Origin of the sequence: Curtobacterium sp. VKM Ac-1376, assembly GCF_015351025.1 — a bacterium.
Taxonomy (GTDB): domain Bacteria; phylum Actinomycetota; class Actinomycetes; order Actinomycetales; family Microbacteriaceae; genus Curtobacterium.
Genome location: NZ_JADKRV010000022.1, coordinates 20,291 through 39,661 on the forward strand (window position 1 = coordinate 20,291; position 19,371 = coordinate 39,661).

The 19,371-nt window shown below is 71.8% G+C and carries 19 protein-coding genes; 9 read left to right on the plus strand and 10 right to left on the minus strand.

The window, feature by feature from the left end:
- Positions 1-161 precede the first annotated feature (161 nt).
- From ITJ56_RS16465 to ITJ56_RS16485, 5 genes are read left to right on the plus strand one after another with little or no spacing between them, the layout of a single operon-like run.
- On the plus strand, positions 162-1,136 hold the full coding sequence (locus tag ITJ56_RS16465; protein WP_323749850.1) for a sugar ABC transporter permease: 975 nt from the start codon (positions 162-164) through the stop codon (positions 1,134-1,136).
- A complete protein-coding gene (locus ITJ56_RS16470) occupies positions 1,133-2,014 on the plus strand; it encodes a carbohydrate ABC transporter permease (protein WP_228518107.1) in 882 nt (293 codons plus the stop codon). Before ITJ56_RS16465 ends, ITJ56_RS16470 begins: the two co-directional genes overlap by 4 nt.
- Positions 2,014-3,693, plus strand: coding sequence for a hypothetical protein (locus ITJ56_RS16475; RefSeq protein ID WP_194631713.1), 1,680 nt, complete (start codon positions 2,014-2,016; stop codon positions 3,691-3,693). Before ITJ56_RS16470 ends, ITJ56_RS16475 begins: the two co-directional genes overlap by 1 nt.
- Complete coding sequence (locus ITJ56_RS16480) at positions 3,690-5,588, plus strand: DUF6807 family protein (RefSeq protein WP_194631714.1); 1,899 nt, start codon at positions 3,690-3,692, stop codon at positions 5,586-5,588. Before ITJ56_RS16475 ends, ITJ56_RS16480 begins: the two co-directional genes overlap by 4 nt.
- Positions 5,585-6,070 carry a tetratricopeptide repeat protein gene (locus ITJ56_RS16485; RefSeq protein ID WP_194631715.1) on the plus strand — a complete coding sequence of 162 codons (486 nt, stop codon included), beginning with the start codon at positions 5,585-5,587 and terminating at the stop codon, positions 6,068-6,070. Before ITJ56_RS16480 ends, ITJ56_RS16485 begins: the two co-directional genes overlap by 4 nt.
- 30 nt (positions 6,071-6,100) lie before the next feature.
- On the opposite strand, the gene ITJ56_RS16490 is transcribed toward ITJ56_RS16485, so the two are convergent.
- Both ITJ56_RS16490 and ITJ56_RS16495 read right to left on the minus strand, forming a co-directional pair.
- On the minus strand, positions 6,101-6,325 hold the full coding sequence (locus ITJ56_RS16490; RefSeq protein WP_194631716.1) for a hypothetical protein: 225 nt from the start codon (positions 6,323-6,325) through the stop codon (positions 6,101-6,103).
- A gap of 575 nt (positions 6,326-6,900) precedes the next feature.
- Positions 6,901-8,307, minus strand: a complete 1,407-nt coding sequence (locus ITJ56_RS16495; protein WP_194631717.1) for a protein kinase domain-containing protein — start codon at positions 8,305-8,307, stop codon at positions 6,901-6,903.
- A gap of 199 nt (positions 8,308-8,506) precedes the next feature.
- On the opposite strand from ITJ56_RS16495, the gene ITJ56_RS16500 reads away from it, so the two are divergent.
- On the plus strand, positions 8,507-8,926 hold the full coding sequence (locus ITJ56_RS16500; protein WP_194631718.1) for a CBS domain-containing protein: 420 nt from the start codon (positions 8,507-8,509) through the stop codon (positions 8,924-8,926).
- A gap of 145 nt (positions 8,927-9,071) precedes the next feature.
- On the opposite strand, the gene ITJ56_RS16505 is transcribed toward ITJ56_RS16500, so the two are convergent.
- On the minus strand, positions 9,072-10,997 hold the full coding sequence (locus ITJ56_RS16505) for a family 43 glycosylhydrolase (RefSeq protein ID WP_194631719.1): 1,926 nt from the start codon (positions 10,995-10,997) through the stop codon (positions 9,072-9,074).
- Between ITJ56_RS16505 and ITJ56_RS16510 the strand changes: the two genes are divergently transcribed.
- Positions 10,996-11,316 (plus strand): hypothetical protein, encoded by a 321-nt coding sequence (locus ITJ56_RS16510; protein WP_194631720.1) that lies wholly within the window; start codon positions 10,996-10,998, stop codon positions 11,314-11,316. The two genes, ITJ56_RS16505 and ITJ56_RS16510, sit on opposite strands and share 2 nt — an antisense overlap.
- Positions 11,317-11,434: 118 nt before the next feature.
- Here the strand turns inward: ITJ56_RS16510 and ITJ56_RS16515 are convergent, their stop codons facing one another.
- The gene (locus tag ITJ56_RS16515; protein WP_194631721.1) at positions 11,435-12,298 is read right to left on the minus strand and encodes an ABC transporter permease; all 864 of its coding nucleotides are present in this window, start codon (positions 12,296-12,298) and stop codon (positions 11,435-11,437) included.
- Positions 12,295-13,221, minus strand: a complete 927-nt coding sequence (locus tag ITJ56_RS16520; protein ID WP_194631722.1) for an ABC transporter ATP-binding protein — start codon at positions 13,219-13,221, stop codon at positions 12,295-12,297. Before ITJ56_RS16520 ends, ITJ56_RS16515 begins: the two co-directional genes overlap by 4 nt.
- Positions 13,222-13,387: 166 nt before the next feature.
- Between ITJ56_RS16520 and ITJ56_RS16525 the strand changes: the two genes are divergently transcribed.
- Complete coding sequence (locus tag ITJ56_RS16525; RefSeq protein WP_194631723.1) at positions 13,388-13,918, plus strand: ArsR/SmtB family transcription factor; 531 nt, start codon at positions 13,388-13,390, stop codon at positions 13,916-13,918.
- Positions 13,915-15,144: an MFS transporter gene (locus ITJ56_RS16530; RefSeq protein ID WP_194631724.1), complete on the plus strand. Its 1,230-nt coding sequence runs from the start codon at positions 13,915-13,917 to the stop codon at positions 15,142-15,144. The genes ITJ56_RS16525 and ITJ56_RS16530 overlap by 4 nt, the downstream gene beginning before the upstream one ends.
- On the opposite strand, the gene ITJ56_RS16535 is transcribed toward ITJ56_RS16530, so the two are convergent.
- The 5 genes from ITJ56_RS16535 to ITJ56_RS16555 form a co-directional block, all read right to left on the minus strand.
- Positions 15,145-16,002: a hypothetical protein gene (locus ITJ56_RS16535; protein WP_194631725.1), complete on the minus strand. Its 858-nt coding sequence runs from the start codon at positions 16,000-16,002 to the stop codon at positions 15,145-15,147.
- A gap of 7 nt (positions 16,003-16,009) precedes the next feature.
- Positions 16,010-17,740: an AMP-binding protein gene (locus ITJ56_RS16540; RefSeq protein WP_194631726.1), complete on the minus strand. Its 1,731-nt coding sequence runs from the start codon at positions 17,738-17,740 to the stop codon at positions 16,010-16,012.
- 58 nt (positions 17,741-17,798) lie between these two features.
- Entirely contained in the window at positions 17,799-18,431 is a 633-nt protein-coding gene (locus ITJ56_RS16545) for an HAD-IA family hydrolase (protein WP_194631727.1), read from the minus strand.
- An 8-nt stretch (positions 18,432-18,439) separates the two neighbouring features.
- Positions 18,440-18,955: a GNAT family N-acetyltransferase gene (locus ITJ56_RS16550; protein ID WP_194631728.1), complete on the minus strand. Its 516-nt coding sequence runs from the start codon at positions 18,953-18,955 to the stop codon at positions 18,440-18,442.
- A gap of 114 nt (positions 18,956-19,069) precedes the next feature.
- Positions 19,070-19,279, minus strand: a complete 210-nt coding sequence (locus ITJ56_RS16555) for a cold-shock protein (protein ID WP_194631734.1) — start codon at positions 19,277-19,279, stop codon at positions 19,070-19,072.
- Positions 19,280-19,371: the final 92 nt, after the last annotated feature.

The following is a 19,371-nucleotide window of genomic DNA, read 5'->3' on the forward strand; positions in this document are numbered from 1 at the left end:
CCGGGCCGGGCGCGTGACGCGCCCGGCCCCGCCGCCCGGCCCCGCCCGGCCCCGCCGCACGGCTCCAGCCCGGCCCCGCCGCACGGCTCCAGCCCGGCGCCGCCCGGCGCCGCCCCGCCCCGGGCCGATTCCCGCAAGCGCGACGAACGAAGAGGATCATCGTGAGCATCCCCACCGCAGCCGGCGACGTGCAGACCGCCGTGCCCACCCCGGTGCCACCCCGACGGGCCGGAGCGCCGAGGGCGACGAAGCGCCGACGCTCCGGCGTCAGCAAGCCCGTCCTCGCCCCGATCCTGTTCGTCAGCGTCAACGCCGTGCTGTTCGTCGTGTTCTTCGTGTGGCCCGCCGTCATCGGGCTGGGCTACTCGTTCACCGACTACAACGGCGTCGTCGACCCGGAGTTCATCGGCCTCGAGAACTACTTCGAGCTCTTCGCCGACGACACCTTCTACGCAGCGCTCGGCCGCACGTTCCTCTACGCGATCGTCGCGGTCCCGCTCGGCTTCGTGCTCGCACTGTCGATGGCCCTGATGCTGACGAGTCCCGCGGCGAAGGGCCGGAGCGTCGCACGCATCGTGTTCTTCGTGCCGTGGCTCATCTCCCCCATCGTCACCGGTGTGATCTGGCGGTGGATGTTCGGCGAGAACTTCGGCCTGGCGAACTTCGTCATCGAGTCCCTCGGTGGCAAGGCCGTGCCGTGGCAGTCGAACGCCGACCTGTCGCTGCTCGTGGTGGTGTTCGCCACGGCGTGGGCCGGAGCAGCCTTCAACATGCTGCTGTTCGTCGCCGCGATCCGGAACGTGCCGCAGTCGTACTACGAGGCCGCGTCGCTCGACGGCGCCGGCGCCTGGCACCAGTTCCGGTACATCACCCTGCCGAGCATCGCGCCGACGTCGTTCATCGTGGTCCTGCTGTCGTCGCTCGGGGCCTTCAAGGAGTTCGCCACCATCCAGGCACTCAACGGCGGTGGGCCCGGCACCGACAACAACCTGCTCGTGCAGTACATCTACACGAACGGGTTCCAGAACGCCCACATCGGCTACGCGAGTGCGGCGTCGATGGTCCTCATGCTCATCCTCATGGCCATCGCGTTGATCCAGCTGGCCGTGAACCGTCGGACGGAGACCCGTCGATGACCGCCACCCTGCCCAAGGCGCCCACCACCAGCACGACCACGAGCAACCGCACCGCCGGCCCGCCCCGTCCCAAGGCCATCGCCGCGACAGCCCTGCTCTGGGTGTTCATCATCGCCTTCGGGTTCCCGGTGCTCTGGTTCGTGCTCAGCGCGTTCAAGCCCGGTGGCGAGCTGTTCTCGTACCCGCTCACCCTGCTGCCGGAGAACTGGTCGGTCGAGGGCTTCGCCGAGGCCTGGTCGAGCTACGACTTCGCGCGGTACTTCGGCAACACCGTCATCGTCGCCCTGGTCACCACGGTGCTGACGGTGCTGGCGAGTGCGGCCACGGGCTACGCCCTGGCGAAGTACGACAACAGGTGGCTCAAGGTGTTCTTCGTCTGCATCCTCGCGACGACGATGCTCCCCACCGAGGTCATCCTCGCGCCGACGTTCATCGTCATCCGCGACCTCGGCATGTACGACTCGCTGGCCGGCATCATCGTGCCGTCGGTCATCACCGCGACCGGCATCTTCATGTTCCGGCAGTTCTTCATCACGGTGCCGGACGACCTGGTCGAGGCCGCGCGCATCGACGGTGCGAGCGAGTTCGGGATCTTCTGGCGGATCATGCTGCCGATCTCCCGCCCGATCATGCTGACGCTCGCGATCTTCTCGTTCCAGTGGCGGTGGAACGACTACATCTGGCCGCTCCTCGTGCTGAACGACCCGAAGCAGTTCACGATCCAGATCGCCCTGCAGAGCATCGTCGGTGCCGAGAACGTCAACTGGACGGTCCTGCTCGGCGCCTCGGTGATCTCGATCGTCCCGCTCGTGCTCCTGTACCTGGTGTTCCAGAAGTACGTGAACGGCGCGGACCTCAACGCCGGTCTGAAGGACTGATGAACTTCCTCGACCTGGCCGGTCCGGCCGCCGACGGCGAGGTCGCGCGCCTGCGGGTCGCGGACGACGACCCGGCTGCGCTGCAGCACCGTGAACTGATGGCACGAGCGCTCGCCCTGGTCGGGGCGTGGGTGCGCCTCCGGCCTGGAGGCCCGGACCACCTTCCGCACGACGACCTCGCCACCGCGCACGGCTGGGTCCGGCACCTCGCGGCACGGCAGTCCGCCGGCGGCACGTTCGTCGGCGGCGACAACGTGCTCTCCCCGCCGGACTCGGCGTTCACCGTGAACGACGGCTGCGACGCCCTCGAGCTGCTCGCGCCGTTCCGGACGTCGGTGCCGGCGGCCGCGGCGCTCGCCGACGACCTCGACGCGATCGTGCACCGGGCGACGCCGGCACTGCTGACCGGCGGCGTGCACACCCCGAACCACCGGTGGGAGATCGCGGCCGCCCTCGCCCGGGTACAGCGTCTGCACCCCTCGCCGGCGCTGCTCGAGCGCATCGAGGAGTGGCTGGCCGAGGGCCCGGACATCGACGACGACGGCCTGTGGTCGGAGCGCAGCCCGAACTACGCGTCCGCCGTGTCCGTGCCGTCGTTCCTGGTGCTCGCGTCGGTGCTCGAGCGCCCGGACCTGCTCGCCCCGGTCCGCCGCTCCCTCGACGCGACCCTCGCGCTCCTGCTCCCCGACGACACCGTCGAGACGGTGCAGTCCCGCCGGCAGGACCAGTCCCTGCCGTTCGGCATCGCGGCCTTCGCGCCGCTGCTCTGGCACGTCGCGGTGTTCGACGACCGAGGGGACCTGGCGGCGGTCGCCGCACGGGCCGCCGTCGCGGACACGTGGCAACCGGCGACGGTCGCCGCGCGGGCCATGACGGATCCACTGCTCGCCCGTCCGCTGCCCGAGCCATTGCCCCTCGCGCCAGCCGTGCACACCTTCGCCGATGCCCGACTCGTGCACGTCCGCGAAACGGACCGCAGCGTCGTCCTGTTCGCCGGCTCGGACGTCCCCGCCGAAGGCCGCATCCGCTCGGGTCTGGCGAACAGCCCGACGTTCCTGCGCGTCGTCGCGGGGGCGGTCGTGCTGTCGGACGTCCGGCTCTCCCGCGAGTTCTTCGGCCTCGGCCCCTTCCGCCCGACCTCGCTCGAGTCGGTCGGCGACGGGCGCTTCCGGCTGACCGAGACCGTCTCCGCCTGCTACCACCAGCCGCTGCCCGCCGGCCACCGTCGATCGGACGGCCGCTACCCTCTCGGCGACGAGGGACGGTTCTCCGCGGCGATGGCCTTCGGCGAGCGCCCCGTCGACACGGTGACCATGACGACGACGGTCGACGTGGCGGTCACCCCGGACGCCGTCGTGCTCGACGTCACGACCGAGGGGGCCGACGTGCCGTGGTCACTGCAGCTGACGTTCCGGTCCGGGGGTACCGTCTCGGGCGTGCAGACCGACGCTGTCACGGGAGAGCGGCTCCTCGCCGAGGGGGCCGGCAGCTACCGCGTCGGCGACGACGTCGTGACGTTCGGCCCCGGCAACGGAGCCGGTCCGGCTCAGCCGGCGTTCTACGCGCCGGGGCAGGACTACGCGTTCCTCGGCGGGACAGATCGTCCCGCGGGCGAGCACGTCCACGTCACCGGACGTTCCCCGGGTACGACGCGCGTCGTGATCGGCACCGTGCGATGACCCTGCCGGGTGTGGTGCTCGTCGGCGCGCGCGGCTACGGCCTGCACCACCGGGCGAACATCGACCGGCTGGTCACGGCGGGCGTCTGCACGCTGACCGCTGTCGTGGACCCGACGCTCGACACGGCCGTCGACGACGGTGCGCCCGTGGTGTCGGACGTGCGCTCAGCACGGCAGCTCGGCCCGGTCGACGTGGTCGTCGTCGCGGCCCCGATCGCGGCGCACCTGCCCCTCGCCCTCGACGCGCTCGACGCCGGTGCGGACGTCCTGCTCGAGAAGCCCCCGGTCACCACCCGCGACGCCCTCGCCGCCCTGCTCGACGCGGAGCGCCGCACGGGCCGGGTCGTCCAGGTGGGGTTTCAGAGCCTCGGCTCCGCTGCCCTGCCGACGTTCCGCGGCGGGTCGCTCGTCGGCACCGTGCGGTCGGCGGCCGCGGTCGGCACGTGGACGCGGGACCAGGCGTACTGGGGCCGCTCCCCCTGGGCCGGTCGGCGACGGGTCGGCGGGGTCGACGTCCTCGACGGCGTCGTGACGAACCCGCTCGCGCACGCCGTGGCGACGGCCCTGGCCCTCGTCGGCTGCCGTCGGGCGGACGACGTCGCACGCGTCGAGGTCGAGCTGTACCGGGCGAACCCGATCGAGGGCGACGACACCTCGGCCGTCCGGGTGACCACGACCTCGGGCCTCGAGGCCACGGCGGCCCTCACGCTCTGCGCTCCGACCGAGGTGCTGCCGACCGTCCGGGTGCACGGCACCACGGGCGACGCGGTCCTGCGGTACACGACCGACGAGGTAACGATCGACGGCACGACCAGGCACCTGGAGCGCACCGACCTGCTCGAGAACCTGCTGGCGCACCGGTCCCGCGGTGACGAGCTGCTCGTGCCGCTCGTCTCGACGGGGGCGTTCGTCGAGGTGCTCGAGGCGGTCCGCGCGACTGAACCGGTGCAGCTCGACCACCCGTGGGTGACGTGGACGGGCGAGGGCGCCGCTCGCCGCCCCGTGGTGACGGACGTCGAGACCATCGTCGACCGCGCCGCCGACGAGCGCGCCCTGTTCTCCGAGGTCGGCGCCCCCTGGGCACACACCGCTCGTGACGAGGTCCTGCAGGTCCTGCGCGTCAGCGGCACTGAGGTCGCGGTCGAGCGCGACGGCGCCGGCACCATCGCGACGTCCTCCCCGCGACCGTACCTGCACCCGGTGCGGACCCTCGGCGGCACCGTGGTCAGCGCGCACCACCCCGGCGACCACGACTGGCACTGCGGCGTGGGCCTCGCGATCCCGGACGTCGACGGCGTGAACTGCTGGGGCGGCCGGACGTACGTGCACGGTGCCGGGTACGTCTGGCGGGACGACCACGGCGCGGTCGAGGTCGTCCGCGCCGAGCAGCACGGCCCGACGTCGACGCAGGAACTCGTCTGGCGGGGCCCGGACCGCGCCGTCGTGCTGCGCGAGGACCGGGTCCTGCGCTGGCGTGCGGTCGACGCCGGGTGGGAGCTGTCCTGGTCGTCGTCGTTCCGCGCCCCGGGCGACACCGCCGTGCACCTCGGCGGTCCGGGGAGCAACGGCCGGGTCGGAGCGGGCTACGGCGGGTTCTTCTGGCGGGTCCCCGACTGCACGGGCATCGTCGTCCGCACCGCCGACACCGAGGGCGAGGCCGCCGTGCACGGGTCGATCGCACCGTGGATCGAGTGGGCCGCGACGTTCGAGGGTGGGCCGGCGACGATCCGACTCGAGGCCGTCGACCACCGCGACCCCTGGTTCGTCCGCGCCGACGAGTACCCCGCGATCGGTTCGGCGCTCGCGTGGAGCACGCCGGCCGTCGTCCACCCCGGCACCCCGCTCGTCCGCTCGTTCCGCGCCACGATCACCGACGGCGATACGCTCGCCGGATGAGCACCGGAGACTGGGAACCACGCGTGGCGGCCCTGTGGGACGACGAGACCATCGACGACCAGCAGCGCATCGACCGCATGCGCGAACTGGCGGCCGATGCCCCGCACCCGGCTGTCGGCGCGTTCGAGCTCGGCGGCGCGTTCGACTCCGGCGGCCACGAGGCCGAGGCAGATGTGCAGTACGCCGCCGCCACCGCCGCAGGACTCGATGCCGTGGACGCCGACCGGGCCGCGCGGATGGTCGTCCAGCACGCCTCGACCCTGCGGAACCTCGGTCGGATCGACGAGGCCGTCGCGATGCTCCGCGACGCCCCGGAGCACCCCGCCACCGGCGCGGCCCCGCGGGTGTTCCTCGCGCTCGCCCTGCACACTGCTGGACACCACGACGAGGCGCTTCGCGTCGCGATCGAGGCCGTCGAGCCGACACTCCCCCGGTACCACCGGTCCGTCCGCGCCTACGCTGCCGCCCTCACCGAGTCCTGACGACCACTGGTTCGTGGCCGGCCCGGTCGGTCACGCGTTCCGGCGCTGGAGGGCGTCTGCGGCCTTGCCGAGCACCCAGTTCACGACCCATCCGAGTACGCCGACCACCGCCAGCGCGATGATGACGGCCGTCCACAGCACCTTGACGAGCTGCGTCCGACGGGGGTCGCGCCAGACCTGGACCAGCGCCACGATCTCGAGCGCCAGCAGCACGAGGATCACCACTGCATGGAGCCCGGACACGTTCGTCAACACGAGATTCCCCTCTTGGGCGACGTTCGTCGCCCGCCGAGAGCGACAGTAGGACAAGCCCGGCCCCTCCCGCGTCATCCGTCCGGCTGACACGGAGGCGGCCATGCGCGGCTGAGCGGGGCCGTGGCGGTGCCGCCGGCGCGGACGTGAGGCGCGGTGCGAGCTGGCACCGGGCCTCCCGTCCGGCGGTCCATCCGCGCAGCGCGAGCGGGCAGAACACCGGGGTCCCTGCGCCGCTCCACGCTGGTCTTTCGCCCGCTCGCGTCGAACGAGGAGTCACGGCCCGCGCGAGCGGGCGAAAATCCGCCGTCAGGGGATGCCCCCACCCTGGTGTTTCGCCCCCTCGCCGGGAGGCATGCGCGTATTCCACCGGAGACATGCACGCCGGGGCATGAAGGCGCGAGCGGGCAGAATGCCGGGTTGCTCCAACGACCCACCCGGGTGTTTCGCCCGCTCGCTGACGCTGAGCGGCGGGGGCGGTGCGGGGATGCGCGGGGGCGGTGCGGGGGCAGGGCGGGCGGTGGCGGTGAGGACGGGGCGGACGGGAGGCGCGGTGCGGGCCGGCACTGAGCCTCCCGTCAGGCGGTCTGGCCGCCCACCACCCGCGCGACCGGCAGGGCGTCGCTCGTGGTGCGGAGCGACTCCTGGCGGATCTCGAGCTGCGTGACGGCGAGCGCCGCCAGGTCGCGGAGGTTCGCGAGGTCGGCCTCGGTCGCCTCGCGCGGGCGGGTGTCCAGCACCGCGAGGGTCCCGATGGTCGCACCGTCGTGCTTGACGAGGGGGACGCTCACGTAGAAGCGGATCCCGAGCGGCCCGGTGACCAGCGGGCTGTTGCGCATCTCGGGGTGGGTGGAGCCGTCCGGGATCACCACGGGGACCGGGATGGGTGCGAAGCCGTTCCGGAAGCTGATGCTCCGAGCAGCTTCGTCGACGCCCTCGGCGATGTACGACTGTGACCACTCGCGGTCCTCGTCCAGCACCTCGACCAGCGCGATCGGTGCGTCGAAGAGTCGGGCGGCCATGGCGGTCGTGCGCTGCAGCGACTCGTCCGGCAGGGAGTCGAGCGTGGTCGGGCGGTCGGTATCGGCCCGTGCGGGCACCGACTCGGCTGCGGGCTCGACGACGTGGTCCGGGGTGGCGGTCTCGGCCATGACGACGTCCCGGAGCATCGCGACGAGGTCGGGTCCGAGCGGACGGGCCGCCGGGTCCTGCGCGGTCATCGCGCTGAGCAGGTGTTTCCAGTGCTCGGACAGGGGTTCGGGCACCACCGGGTCTCGGGACAGCCGTGCGACGGCGGACTCGACGAGCGAACCGGGGAACTCGCGGCGGCGGGTGAAGCACTGCAGCAGCACGAGGCCGAGGGAGTAGACGTCGCTCGGCGGGCCCACCTCGCCTCCGCGGGCCTGCTCCGGGCTGAGGTAGGCCGCGGTGCCCGTCGTCACACCGTCGGCGGTGAGGCGCTCGACTCCGGCGGCGATCGCGATGCCGAAGTCGGTCAGGCGCGCTCGGGCCCGGTCGGAGTCGTTGCCGTAGTCGACGAGCAGGATGTTCGACGGCTTGATGTCGCGGTGCACCACGCCGTGGGCGTGGATGTAGTCGAGCGCCTCGGCCATGTCGTAGCCGATCTCGGCGATGTGGCGCGAGGCCAGCGGGCCGACGGCGAGCCGCTCTTCGAGGTCTTGTCCGACGACGAGCGACATCACGATGAAGCGCTGCTGGGTACCGTCTGCGCCCACGAGGACACCGGCATCGAGCAGGCTGACGAGGTTGTGGTGTTCGAGCGCGGCCAGCACGCCGAGCTCAGCCTCCTGCCGGGCGATGTCGACGATGCCCGCGTGGAACACCTTGATCGCGACCGGGCGGTGCAGGCTCTCGTCGACGCCGCGGTACACGACGGACATGCCGCCCTGCCCGATCGCCTGTTCCAGGCGGTAGCGCCCGTCGAGCAGCGGCGCGCTCGTGTCGTGTTCCTCCGTCGGAATCATCCAACCCTCGTTCTCGGATCCGGCACCAACGATGCATCTTCCCATCCCGAGGGGTGTCGCGTTCGCCGGCGACGTTCTTCGGCTGAACGCGAGTGGTCCGTCGCCTGTCCGGTCGGCGCGGGCGGCACGGCGATCTGCGTCCGACGCGATGCGGCCGCGCGTAGACCGGGGACTTCCGGAACCGATGGAAGGACCCACCATGACCACTGCACGCGAGATCATGACCGAGGGAGCCGAGTGCGTCGGCGAGAACGACACGCTCGTCGACGCGGCGAAGAAGATGGCCGACCTCGACGTGGGTGCCCTGCCGATCTGCGGCGAGGACGACAAGCTCAAGGGTGTCGTGACGGACCGCGACATCGTCGTCAAGTGCGTCGCGAAGGGCGGGAACCCGGGTGACTTCTCCGTGAAGGACCTGGGGCTCAGCGAGGTCGTCACGATCGGCGCCGACGACGACGTCCGCGACGCGCTCACCACCATGGAGCAGCACCAGGTCCGGCGCCTGCCCGTGATCGACGGACACCGGCTCGTCGGCATGCTGAGTCAGGCGGACGTGGCTCGCAGCCTCGACCCGGCGGAGACCGGCGAGACCGTCGGCGTCATCTCCGAAGACTCCTAGCCGGCCTGCGGACGGGTACACGGACGAGGCAGAGGTGCACAACACCGGTGTTCGCTGATCGAACACGCGCAGACAGCGGTTCGGCCTGCGAACACCGGTGCTTCGCGTCGCCGCAGGCGCCTCGTCCCACGGCCTGCGCGTGCCGTCAGCGGAGCGTCGTCACCGTGCTCACCCGCAGGTCCTCGAAGGTGCTCGTGAACCCGGCCCCGCCGAGCGAGATGAGCCCGACGCGGGGCGCAGTGCCGAGGTCCGCCGTCCACGTCCCGCCGCGGACGAAGTCGCGGCCGTCGAGGCTCGTGTAGGCCGTGTACCGGTGCTCCCCGCTGACCACCCGGTGCACGATCCGCAACGTGGTGGTGTCCCCCACCGGCCCGACGACCATGTTGCCGTAGCTCGGCGCCCCGGCCGGCTGCCCGGACACCTGCTTGCCGAACTCCGTCTGCCGGGTGTTGAAGATCGAGTTCGACGTGAGCCGCACCGAGTTGCCGTCGTCCCCGTACACGATGAGTCCGCCCTGCACGTAGTTCACGCCGTCGCCCGTCGCTGGAGTGTCGACCCCGACCGTCGTCTCGACCACGTAGTCGCCGCGCGGAGCGGGCCCGGAGAGCACCGAGGCGAGCGGGGTGTCCGGCGGGTGGATGTCGGCGTCCTGCGTCTGCCACCGGAACGTGCCGTCCGCGACGGTCCACGTCGAGGCGTCGGGCTCCCGCGTCCAGGTGAGTGCAGTGGGCAGGGTCGTCCCGTCGAAGTCGGTGGACAGCGCGCGGATGGACCGACCGGGCACGTCGACCGCAGCCCAGGTCGCCCGGTACGTCGCCCGCTGCCCCGGCTGTGCGACGGGTCCGGGCTGCACCGAGTCCGAGGGACCTGCACCTCCGCGGACCACCGGCCACCCGCGCTTCCAGTCGAGCGGGTCGATCAGTGCGGGCCGTTTCGTGTAGGTCGGTTGCCCCGCGTAGTACGGGTCGTTCCGGTCGGCCGCGTGGTAGATGATCCAGTCCTGGCCCGCGAAGTCGGTGACCACCGTGTTGTGCCCGGTACCCACCCAGCGGTTGCCGTTCTGCGCGAGCAGCGGCGTGCCTCCGACCCGGGTGCTCGTGATCGCGACCCCGTCGCGGTCCGTGAACGGACCGAGCGGGCTGCGGGAGCGGGCCACGAAGACGCCGTAGCCGGTGAGGGCACCGTTGCAGCAGTTCGTCGCGGACCCCATGAAGTACCACCAGCCGTCGTGGCGCATCAGGTACGCGCCCTCGTACCGGTTGTCGATCGCGATCTGGCGCTCGGACGACGGGTCGGAGCGCAGTCCGTCCGCGCTGAGCAGTCGGACGTTCACCCCACCGGAGTAGCTGCCGAAGTACAGGTAGGTCTTCCCGTTGTCGCTGACCACCTCGGGATCGAACGCCCACCGCTGCCCGTCGCCGTTCGCCGCGGCCTGCGGGGCCACGACGGGCCCGCCGGAGTCCTTCCAGGGGCCGGTCGGGCTCGCGCTCGTCGCCACCCCCACCGCGGATCCGCCGCCGGTCGGTCCCGTTGCCGACGGTGTGTCCGATGCCGCGTAGTAGAGGTACCAGGTGCCCGGCCGACCGCGGTCGCCCGCTCGGTACACGATGTCCGGCGCCCAGACGCCGTTGGTGTCGCCGACCCAGGCGGGCTTCGTCGGGAACGCGTCGTTGACGTAGGTCCAGTCGGTCAGGTCCGTCGACCGGTACGTCGGCACAGCGTGCTGCACCAGGGACCCGTCCGGGTTCTGCTCCGTCGCCGTCAGGGCGTCGGTCGTGCAGTACAGGTACCAGTTGCGGTCGCGTCCGGCTCCGTGGATCACGGTCGGGTCGGCGCAGCTCGCAGCCGTCTGCCCGTCAGGGAGGGTGAGCGCCATCGGGTTCCGGTGGCTCGGCGCAGCGCGGCCGTTGCCGCGGCCCGCCGTCGAGGTCGTGCTCGTGCTCGTGGCGGTGGTCGCCTCGGTCCGTCCGGGCGGCACCGCGGATGCATCCGCTGGACCGGCCTGGAGGCCCGTGGTCACGACGCCGAGGAACGTCACGACGGCGAGGAGTGCGGTGGACGATCGGCGCATGCCTGACCTGCTCTCGTCGTTGAGGAAGGTACTGCTGGGGGAACTGCCGGTGTCGACTGGCGACGTGCGCGAGCGTACGCTCGGCGGCACCGGACCGCCACGGTCCGGTGCCGCCCTGTCCGCTCGGTGCGGTGCGGTCCGGATCGACGAGCCGTGCACCGCGAGTTCAACGCCCGTGCGGCGACTCGTGCACCTCGACCTCATCGAGCAGCAGCGCTACGACAACGGCGTCACGCTGCACCGGTACGACGAACGGCGCGGCGGCCCGGCGGCGCGGCGGCGCGGCCTGAACGATCTCGACGTCACTCACTGCCGATGACCCGAAGGGCCAGCCGCTGCGCGCCGTCACTGCATGACGACGCCCTGGGCGCGCTCCGCGGACGACGGGAGGCGCGGCGCCGGCTGGCACCGCGCCTCCCGTCCGTGGGATGGTCGCGTCAGACGTCGCGACGGCGGGCGAGCGTCAGGGCGAGCGCGCCCACGGCGACGACCTCGGCCGCGAGGACGCCGAAGCCGCCCCAGCCGTTCAGCACGACGCCGCTGTTGTCGGCGGCGCTCTGGCCGTCGTACGAGTACGCGTAGAGCTGGGCCCCGGCCGAGTCCGGCAGGAACGACGCGATGTCCATCGGCCAGTCGACCTTCATCAGCCCGCTCATGAGCGCGAGCACCGTCGGCACGACCAGCAGGAGGCCGAGCGTGATCGCGATGCCACCGGCGCTCGATCGGACGAGCAGACCGATGCCGTAGGCGAGGAGCGCCAGCAGGGTCAGGAACACCGACGAACCGAGGATCGGCAGGAACACCGACGGGTCACCGATCTCCGGCTCGACACCGTTGCCGGCCAGCAGCGGGAGCGAGATGAGGACGCCGATCCAGGTGGCGACGGCGCTGACCACGAAGGTCGTGACGGCGAGGACCGTGGCCTTCGCCAGGATCACGCCGGCGCGACGGGGGTCGGCGGTGAAGGTCGAGCGGACCTGGCCGGTGCCGTACTCACCGGTGATGATGAGCACGCCGAGCACGCCGACGACGAGCGACGAGAGCAGGACGCCCACGGTGTTGGCGTTCACGAACGTGCCGTTGGCGATGTCCGTCGGCATCTGCTGCCCACCGCTGTTCGTGTTCGCACCGACCAGCGCGGCCATGCCGATGGTCACGACCACCAGGATCGCGTAGCACCAGAACGTGGACCGGATGCTTCGCAGCTTGATCCACTCGCTCCGCACCAGGTGCGGGAACGACAGGCGGACCGAGCTGGGCATGCGGGTCGACGGGGTGGTGGGCGAGGTGGTGGCGCTCATCGGGTGCCCTCCGATCGGTACTCGACGTCGTCGCGGGTGAGGGCCATGTAGGCCTCTTCCAGGCTCGCGCCGGTCGGGGTGAGTTCGTGCAGGGGGACGCCGGCCTGTGCGGCGATGTTGCCGACCGTCGGGGCGTCGGGTCCGACGACGAGGAACGAGCCGTCCTCGCGCTGGGTGACCGCTGCCTTCGGGCCGATCGCCTGGAACAGGCCGTTCGGGTCCGGGGTACGGACGATGACGCGGCTGACGGCGGCGTCGACTCCTCCGCCACCACCCGCGACGAACTCGGCGATCGGGGCGTCGGCGAGGACCTTGCCCCGGCCGAGCACGACCACGCGGTCCGCGGTCTGCGCCATCTCGCTCATGAGGTGGCTCGACAGGAACACCGTGCGGCCGTCGGCGGCCATGCGGCGGGCGAGCTGACGGACCCACACGACGCCGTCCGGGTCGAGGCCGTTGACCGGCTCGTCGAGGATCAGGGTCTTCGGGTCGCCGAGCAGTGCGGCAGCGATTCCCAGGCGCTGCCCCATGCCCAGCGAGAACCCGCCGACGCGCTTCTTCGCGACGGAGTCGAGGCCGGTCATGTCGATGACCTCGTGCACGCGGGTCTTCGGGATCCCGTGGGTGGCCGCCAGGGAGAGCAGATGGTTGTAGGCGCTGCGGCCCGAGTGCACCGCCTTCGCCTCGAGCAGGGCGCCGACCTGCCGGAGCGGGTCGCGGAAGGTCGTGTAGGGCTGGCCGTTCACGGTGGCCGTGCCGGACGTGGGCCGGTCCAGCCCCATGATCATGCGCATCGTGGTGGACTTCCCGGCGCCGTTGGGCCCCAGGAAGCCGGTCACGCTGCCGGGGCGCACGACGAAGGAGACGTCGTCCACGGCGGTCTTCGGACCGTACTGTTTGGTGAGGTGGCTGACTTCGATCACGGCCACGACGCTACGGGAGGGGCATCCGGCGCCGCGTCCGCCGTTGGGGGGAGATGTGTGCGCCTGCAGGGTGACGTGGGGGTCCGGTCAGGATGGGCAGGGGTGGGTCACCGTCACCCCCAAAGGGGCATTTGACGGTGTCCTCGGGGCGAGCGAGCATGGGCGCATGTCCAGCCTCCAGTCCCTCAGGGCGACCGCGCACCCGATCCGGCTCCGCCTGCTGTCACTCGTGACGAGCACCGCGATGAGCGCAGCCGAGGCCGCCCGGGAGCTCGGTCTCTCGCAGGCCACCGCGAGCTACCACCTCCGCGTCCTCGAGCGGGCGGGGCTGGTCGCCGTCGTGGAGGTCGTCCGGCTCCGTGGCGGCGAGGCGAAGCGGTACCGGCACGAGTCGTCATCCGAACCGTTCGACCTCGATGCCGTCCCCGACAGCGGCGCCGACGTCTCCGTCGAGGACCAGCTCGTGTACGTCGAGGCCCAGGTCGAGGAGCTCCGGCGCCGGGTACGACACCGGAGCACGGGGCCGGGCGTCTCGACCGATGCCGAACTGTGGGTGGGCCCCGAGACGTGGCGCCGTGTGGTGCACCACGTCGGACAGGCTTCCGCCCTGCTCCACGCTGCTGCCCAGCGCCCACGCACTCCGGGAACCGTCCCGGTGTCGATGACCGTCGCGATGTTCCCGATGCGGCGACCGTGAGTGCGCCGACCACGGGCGTCCTCGCTCACGCGCCGTTCCGCTGGCTCCTCGCGGCCCGCACGGCGAGCATCCTCGGGAACGCGGTCGCGCCCATAGCCCTGGCGTTCGCCGTCCTCAACCTCACCGGATCACCCGTCGACCTCGGGCTCGTGGTCGCCGCGCGATCGGTCGCGAACGTCGCCGTCCTGCTGTTCGGCGGGGTCGTCGCGGACCGGCTCCCCCGCGACGTGGTGCTCGTCGTCACGTCGCTCGCCGCCGCACTGACGCAGGCCGCCGTCGCCGCGCTGGTCCTGAGCGGGACCGCGACCGTGACGCTCCTCGTCGTGCTGAGCGTCCTGAACGGCGCGGTCGCCGCGGTGAGCCTCCCGACGACCGCGGCCATGGTCCCCGAGACCGTGCCCGAGGCGCTGCTCCGCCCTGCCAATGCCGTGATCCGGTTGAGCATCAACGGCGGCACCATCGTCGGCGCCTCCGCCGGCGCTGGCATGGTCGCGCTCGTCGGCGCCGGGTGGGGGCTGGCGGTCGACGCCGCCGGCTTCGCCGTCGCAGCCGCCCTGTACGCGCGGATCCGACTGCCAAGACGCCCGTCGGTCGCACCGGCTGACCGTCCGTCGGTGATCGCGGACATCCGGGAGGGATGGGCCGAGTTCTCGGGAAGACGCTGGGTCTGGACGGTGGTCGCCCAGTTCGCGGTGCTCAACGCCGCCTTCGTCGGTGCGACGACCGTGCTGGGTCCGGTCGTCGCGGACGGCTCGTTCGGCCGGGCGGCGTGGGGGCTGGTGGTCGCCGCCCAGACCGTCGGTCTGGCGCTCGGCGCGCTGATCGCGCTGCGGTGGCGACCACGGCGAGCACTCGGCATCGGTGTGGCCCTGATGGCGGTGACCGCGCTTCCCGTGCTGGTGCTCGGCATCGCACCGGCCCTGCCGACGCTGCTCGTCGCGTTCGCACTGGGCGGGGTCGCCATCGAGCTGTTCGCGGTCGCCTGGGACCACGCGCTGCAGTCGAACGTGCCGAGGGCCGTGCTGTCGAGGGTCTACTCCTACGACATGGTCGGATCGTTCATCGCGGTCCCGCTCGGCGAGGCCCTGGTGGGACCGCTGGCGCACGCGGCCGGGACGACCACGACCCTGATCGGCTGCGCCGTCGTCATCGTCGTCGCCACCGTGGTCGCCGCGTCCACTCGGAGTGTCCGGCGCGTGACGAACGAGGCGCCCGTGCCGGTCTGATCAGCCCGGGGAGGCGTCCGCCTCGACCTCGTACGCCTCGAACCGGTCGTCCCCGAGGATCGCGTCGACCAGCGACCTGGACCCGGCGACGATGGTCGAGTCCCAGTCGATCTCGGTGGCGAGCACCCATTCGTGCCCGTCCGGCCAGAGCATCTGCGGAGTGTGCCAGACGTCGATGTACGTGCCCACGCGGGCGTCATCCATCCAGGACGGGTCGCCGAGTTGCGGCAGGGACATGGAGAGCAGGAAGAACTCGCGGGCTGGCCACAGGAAGCGCGGACCCGCGAGCGACTCCCGGAGCGCAGCCTGCTCCCGCCGGTGCTGCGCCCGCATCCGGGCCATCTCCTCCTGCATCTCCGTGCGCTCGGCCGCCGTCGGCTCGCCGCTCCCCTGCCACCCGAAGCCCATGGTCGAGCCACCGTTCAGGTCGCCCCACCCGTCCCAGATCGCCCCGACCAGGTCGTCCGGCGTCGACGTCGCGTCGGCAAGGAGCCCGGTGAGCGCGGCGAACTGCGTCGGCTCGTACCAGCCCTCTTCCGGCGGGTGAACGACCCAGCCGTCCGCGAAGGACACGTCGTCTTCGTCGCTCCGACCGCTGACGGTCCCCCACGACACGAGCGGGTGCAGGACCTGGCCAGTCCGCGCGGCGACGTCGGCCCAGCGCCATTCGGCAGACCCGACGACCGGATGGTCACCGTGCTCATCGACGGTCGTGCGGTCCTCGCGCTCCGCTGGCAGCGGGTGCAGGACCCGGGCGTACGACTCGAACCCGGTGCCCGCGACACCGCCGATGCTGCCGAACGCGCCAGCGCGAGCGAGCAGCCAGTCGCCGCGGGAGACGTCCCTGATCAGTTCCACTCGTCGGTCACCTGGCCGACGGTCGGGGCGCGCGGAGTCCGGGGAACTCCTCGTCGCGCCACTCCCCCTCGGCGCGCGTGCCGTTGCTCACCGACTGCTCCTCGCGCTCCCGCAGCTCCACGCGGCGGATCTTGCCCGAGATGGTCTTCGGGAGCTCCGCGAACTCGACGCGGCGGACGCGCGCGTAGGCGGGGAGGGCCGTGCGCGCGTACTCCAGCACCTGCCTGGCGGTGTCGGCCGACGCCTCCCATCCGGTGGCCAAGGTGACGTACGCCTTGACGACGTTGAGGCGGGCGTCATCGGGTGCCGGGACGACCGCGCTCTCGGCCACGGCTGGGTGCTGGAGCAGGGCGCTCTCCACCTCGAACGGCGAGACCTTGTAGTCGGAGGACTTGAACACGTCGTCGGTGCGACCGATGAACGTCAGCTCACCGTCGGCGTCCCGCACCGCGATGTCGCCGGTGTGGAAGAAGCCGTCCCGCATCGACGACGCCGTGCGGTCGGGATCACCCAGGTACTCGGCCATCAGGTTGACGGGCCGCTCGGTGAGGTCCAGGCAGACCTCGCCCTCGTCCCCCGGTTCGCCCGTGACCGGGTCGAGCAGGGTGACGGTCACGCCGGGGAGCGGCTTGCCCATCGCTCCCGGTGTCACGGCGGCACCCGGGGCGTTGCCGATGATCGCGGTGGTCTCGGTCTGTCCGTAGCCGTCGCGGATGGTGAGACCCCAGGCCGCCTCGACGCGGCCGATGACCTCGGGGTTGAGCGGCTCGCCGGCCGAGATGACCTCGCGGAGCGCCCGCGGCCTCGCGCCGAGGTCGGACTGCAGCATCATCCGCCACGCGGTCGGCGGCGCACAGAAGGTGTTGACCTCGGCCCGCTCGAGCTGCGCGAGGAGTGCAGCGGGGTCGAAGCGTGCGGTGTTGTGGATGAACACCGTGGCCTCGGCGATCCACGGCGCGAAGAAGCAGCTCCAGGCGTGCTTCCCCCATCCGGGCGAGCTGATCGTCAGGTGCACGTCACCGGGCCGGACCCCGAGCCAGTACATGGTGCTGAGGTGCCCGACCGGGTACGACGTCTGGGTGTGCACGACCATCTTCGGCTTCGACGTCGTGCCGGACGTGAAGTAGACCAGGCACGGGTCGGTCGTGCGGGTGACGACGTGGGGACGGACCTCGTCGGCGGGAGCGGGCTCGCCCAGGTCGCTCGGGTACTCGGTCCACCCGTCAGCGGGACCGCCGATGACGATGCGCGTGAAGGCACCGTGGACGTCGTCGTACTTGTGCGTCTCGCTCCGGTTCGTGACGACGTGCGCCACCGAGCCCCGGTCGACGCGGTCCTGCAGGTCGGCGGTGTCCAGCATCGTCGAGGTCGGCAGGATGACGGCACCGAGCTTGATCACGGCGAGCATGGTCTCCCACAGCTCGAGCTGGTTGCCGAGCATGACGAGGACATGGTCGCCCTGCTGCACGCCGAACCCGTGCAGGTGCGTCGCCAGTCGGTCGGACCGGGCAGCCATCTCCGCGTAGCTCAGACGCTGCTCCTGGCCGTCCGCCTCGACGATCCAGAGCGCGGTGCGGGGGTTGTCCGTCGCGATGACGTCGAACCAGTCGGTGGCCCAGTTGAACGTTTCGCCGACGTCCGGCCAGCGGAAGCCGGTTCGAGCAGCTTCGGGAGAGTCCGCGGCGAGGAGCTGGTCGCGGGCAGCACGGTAGGCAGCGGTCGGGTTCGCAGAAGGCACGGACCGATCATGCCGTATCCGCCTCAGCGCCCTCCCGACGAGGACGGACCCGATGCGGTCACGGTCGCCCGCTTCCCCGCACCGCGGCAGCGATCACGCGGATGGTCTCCTCCGTCGCCACGTGCAGGTGCCCGCGGATCCCCACGGCGCGGGCGGCCTCGATGTTCTCCGCCACGTCGTCGACGAAGAACACCTCGTCCGGACTCGCCCGCATCTGCCGCAGGGCGCTGCGCCAGGCCTCCGGGTCGGGCTTCGTCACGCCGATCTCGTGGGAGTAGCAGATCGGGTCGAACACCGCCGAGAACGCGAAGCGTCGCTCCTCTTCCTCCCGCGCTCCGTCGCCCGAGTTCGACAGGATCGCGAGGCCGACCGTCCCCCGGAGCCCGGCGACGAAGTCGAACAGCGGTTGGTTCAGCGTGCCGCAGTACGCATCCCAGAAGTCGGCCCGCATGTCGGCGAGCTGGAGGGCTGAGAGCTCGAGCGCGGTCCCGATCCCACCCCAGTACCGGTCGACGACGCCGGTCTCGCGGGCGGCGTCCGGCAGGTCGGCTGCGACGAGCCGCGCGGAGAAGTCGTCCGCGGTCATCCCGAGGCGCTCCGCCCACCGCGCTCGGAACCGTCCCGGCCACGCCGCGTCGTCAACCAGCTCGAGGACACCGCCAACGTCGAGCAGCACCCACCGAACAGGCATCCCGGCGGTCACAGCGAACCCCGCAGCTGCCGGATCATCTCGATCTCCCGTTCGCTCGGGTCGAGCACGTACGCCTCGGTCGCACCCGTCGGCTCGTACCCGCGCCTGGCGTAGAAGGCCCGCGCGCGCGGGTTCCGTTCGTGGACGTGCAGCCGCAGGGCCGACCCGTGCGCCGCCGCCCACACCTCGATCTCGTCGAGCAGGGCATCCGCGACGCCGGCCCCGCGGCCGCGGTGGGACGGGGTGACGTAGACGCCGACCAGGAGCGGGCCCACACGAGGCCCAGGGACGTACACCCCCATCGTCCCCAGCCAGCTGCCGTCGGCGTCGACCGCGACCAGGGTCGTCCCACCGACGTCACCCTCACGGCGACCGCGGCGGCGCCAGTCCGCCTCGACCAGGCGCTCCGCGTCGTCGAGGCGTTCCCCGTAGGCCTTCGGGGTGTCCCGGATCATCTCAAGGCGCAGTGCCCGGACCGACTCCCAGTCGTCCTCCGTGGTCGGTCGGATCATCGTTCCCCGCATGCCCCGAGCCTAGGGGCGCCCCGGAGGAGAAGCCGTTCGCGCCGGACGGCGCCCGCGCGTGCAACGAACAACACCCCGACCGGATCGGTCGGGGTGTTGTTCGTCGTGGTGCGATCAGCGGATGATCGAGATGTTGTCCGCCTGCGGGCCCTTCTTGCCGGGACCCACCTCGTACTGCACGTGGTCGTTCTCCTCGAGCGCCCGGTAGCCGGTCGTCGCGACGATGCTGGAGAAGTGCGCGAACAGGTCATCGGACCCGTCGTCGGGGTGGATGAAGCCGTACCCCTTGTCGTGGTCGAACCACTTCACGGTGCCGGTGGGCATGGTCGTCAGCACGGCGTCAGTGGATGCGGAGCTCGGTGACCATGGGGCACGCGAACGGGTCCCGGGCGGCGAGCCCGACGCGGTTGAGGTAC

What these genes read in the sequence shown, in the direction of transcription:
- ITJ56_RS16470 (WP_228518107.1), top strand. Translation starts at nt 1,133, where the DNA reads ATGACCGCCACCCTGCCCAAGGCGCCCACCACCAGCACGACCACGAGC.
- ITJ56_RS16475 (WP_194631713.1), top strand. Translation starts at nt 2,014, where the DNA reads ATGAACTTCCTCGACCTGGCCGGTCCGGCCGCCGACGGCGAGGTCGCG.
- ITJ56_RS16480 (WP_194631714.1), top strand. Translation starts at nt 3,690, where the DNA reads ATGACCCTGCCGGGTGTGGTGCTCGTCGGCGCGCGCGGCTACGGCCTG.
- ITJ56_RS16485 (WP_194631715.1), top strand. Translation starts at nt 5,585, where the DNA reads ATGAGCACCGGAGACTGGGAACCACGCGTGGCGGCCCTGTGGGACGAC.
- ITJ56_RS16495 (WP_194631717.1), bottom strand. Translation starts at nt 8,307, where the DNA reads ATGATTCCGACGGAGGAACACGACACGAGCGCGCCGCTGCTCGACGGG.
- ITJ56_RS16500 (WP_194631718.1), top strand. Translation starts at nt 8,507, where the DNA reads ATGACCACTGCACGCGAGATCATGACCGAGGGAGCCGAGTGCGTCGGC.
- ITJ56_RS16510 (WP_194631720.1), top strand. Translation starts at nt 10,996, where the DNA reads ATGCCTGACCTGCTCTCGTCGTTGAGGAAGGTACTGCTGGGGGAACTG.
- ITJ56_RS16505 (WP_194631719.1), bottom strand. Translation starts at nt 10,997, where the DNA reads ATGCGCCGATCGTCCACCGCACTCCTCGCCGTCGTGACGTTCCTCGGC.
- ITJ56_RS16515 (WP_194631721.1), bottom strand. Translation starts at nt 12,298, where the DNA reads ATGAGCGCCACCACCTCGCCCACCACCCCGTCGACCCGCATGCCCAGC.
- ITJ56_RS16525 (WP_194631723.1), top strand. Translation starts at nt 13,388, where the DNA reads ATGTCCAGCCTCCAGTCCCTCAGGGCGACCGCGCACCCGATCCGGCTC.
- ITJ56_RS16545 (WP_194631727.1), bottom strand. Translation starts at nt 18,431, where the DNA reads ATGCCTGTTCGGTGGGTGCTGCTCGACGTTGGCGGTGTCCTCGAGCTG.
- ITJ56_RS16550 (WP_194631728.1), bottom strand. Translation starts at nt 18,955, where the DNA reads ATGCGGGGAACGATGATCCGACCGACCACGGAGGACGACTGGGAGTCG.
- ITJ56_RS16555 (WP_194631734.1), bottom strand. Translation starts at nt 19,279, where the DNA reads ATGCCCACCGGCACCGTGAAGTGGTTCGACCACGACAAGGGGTACGGC.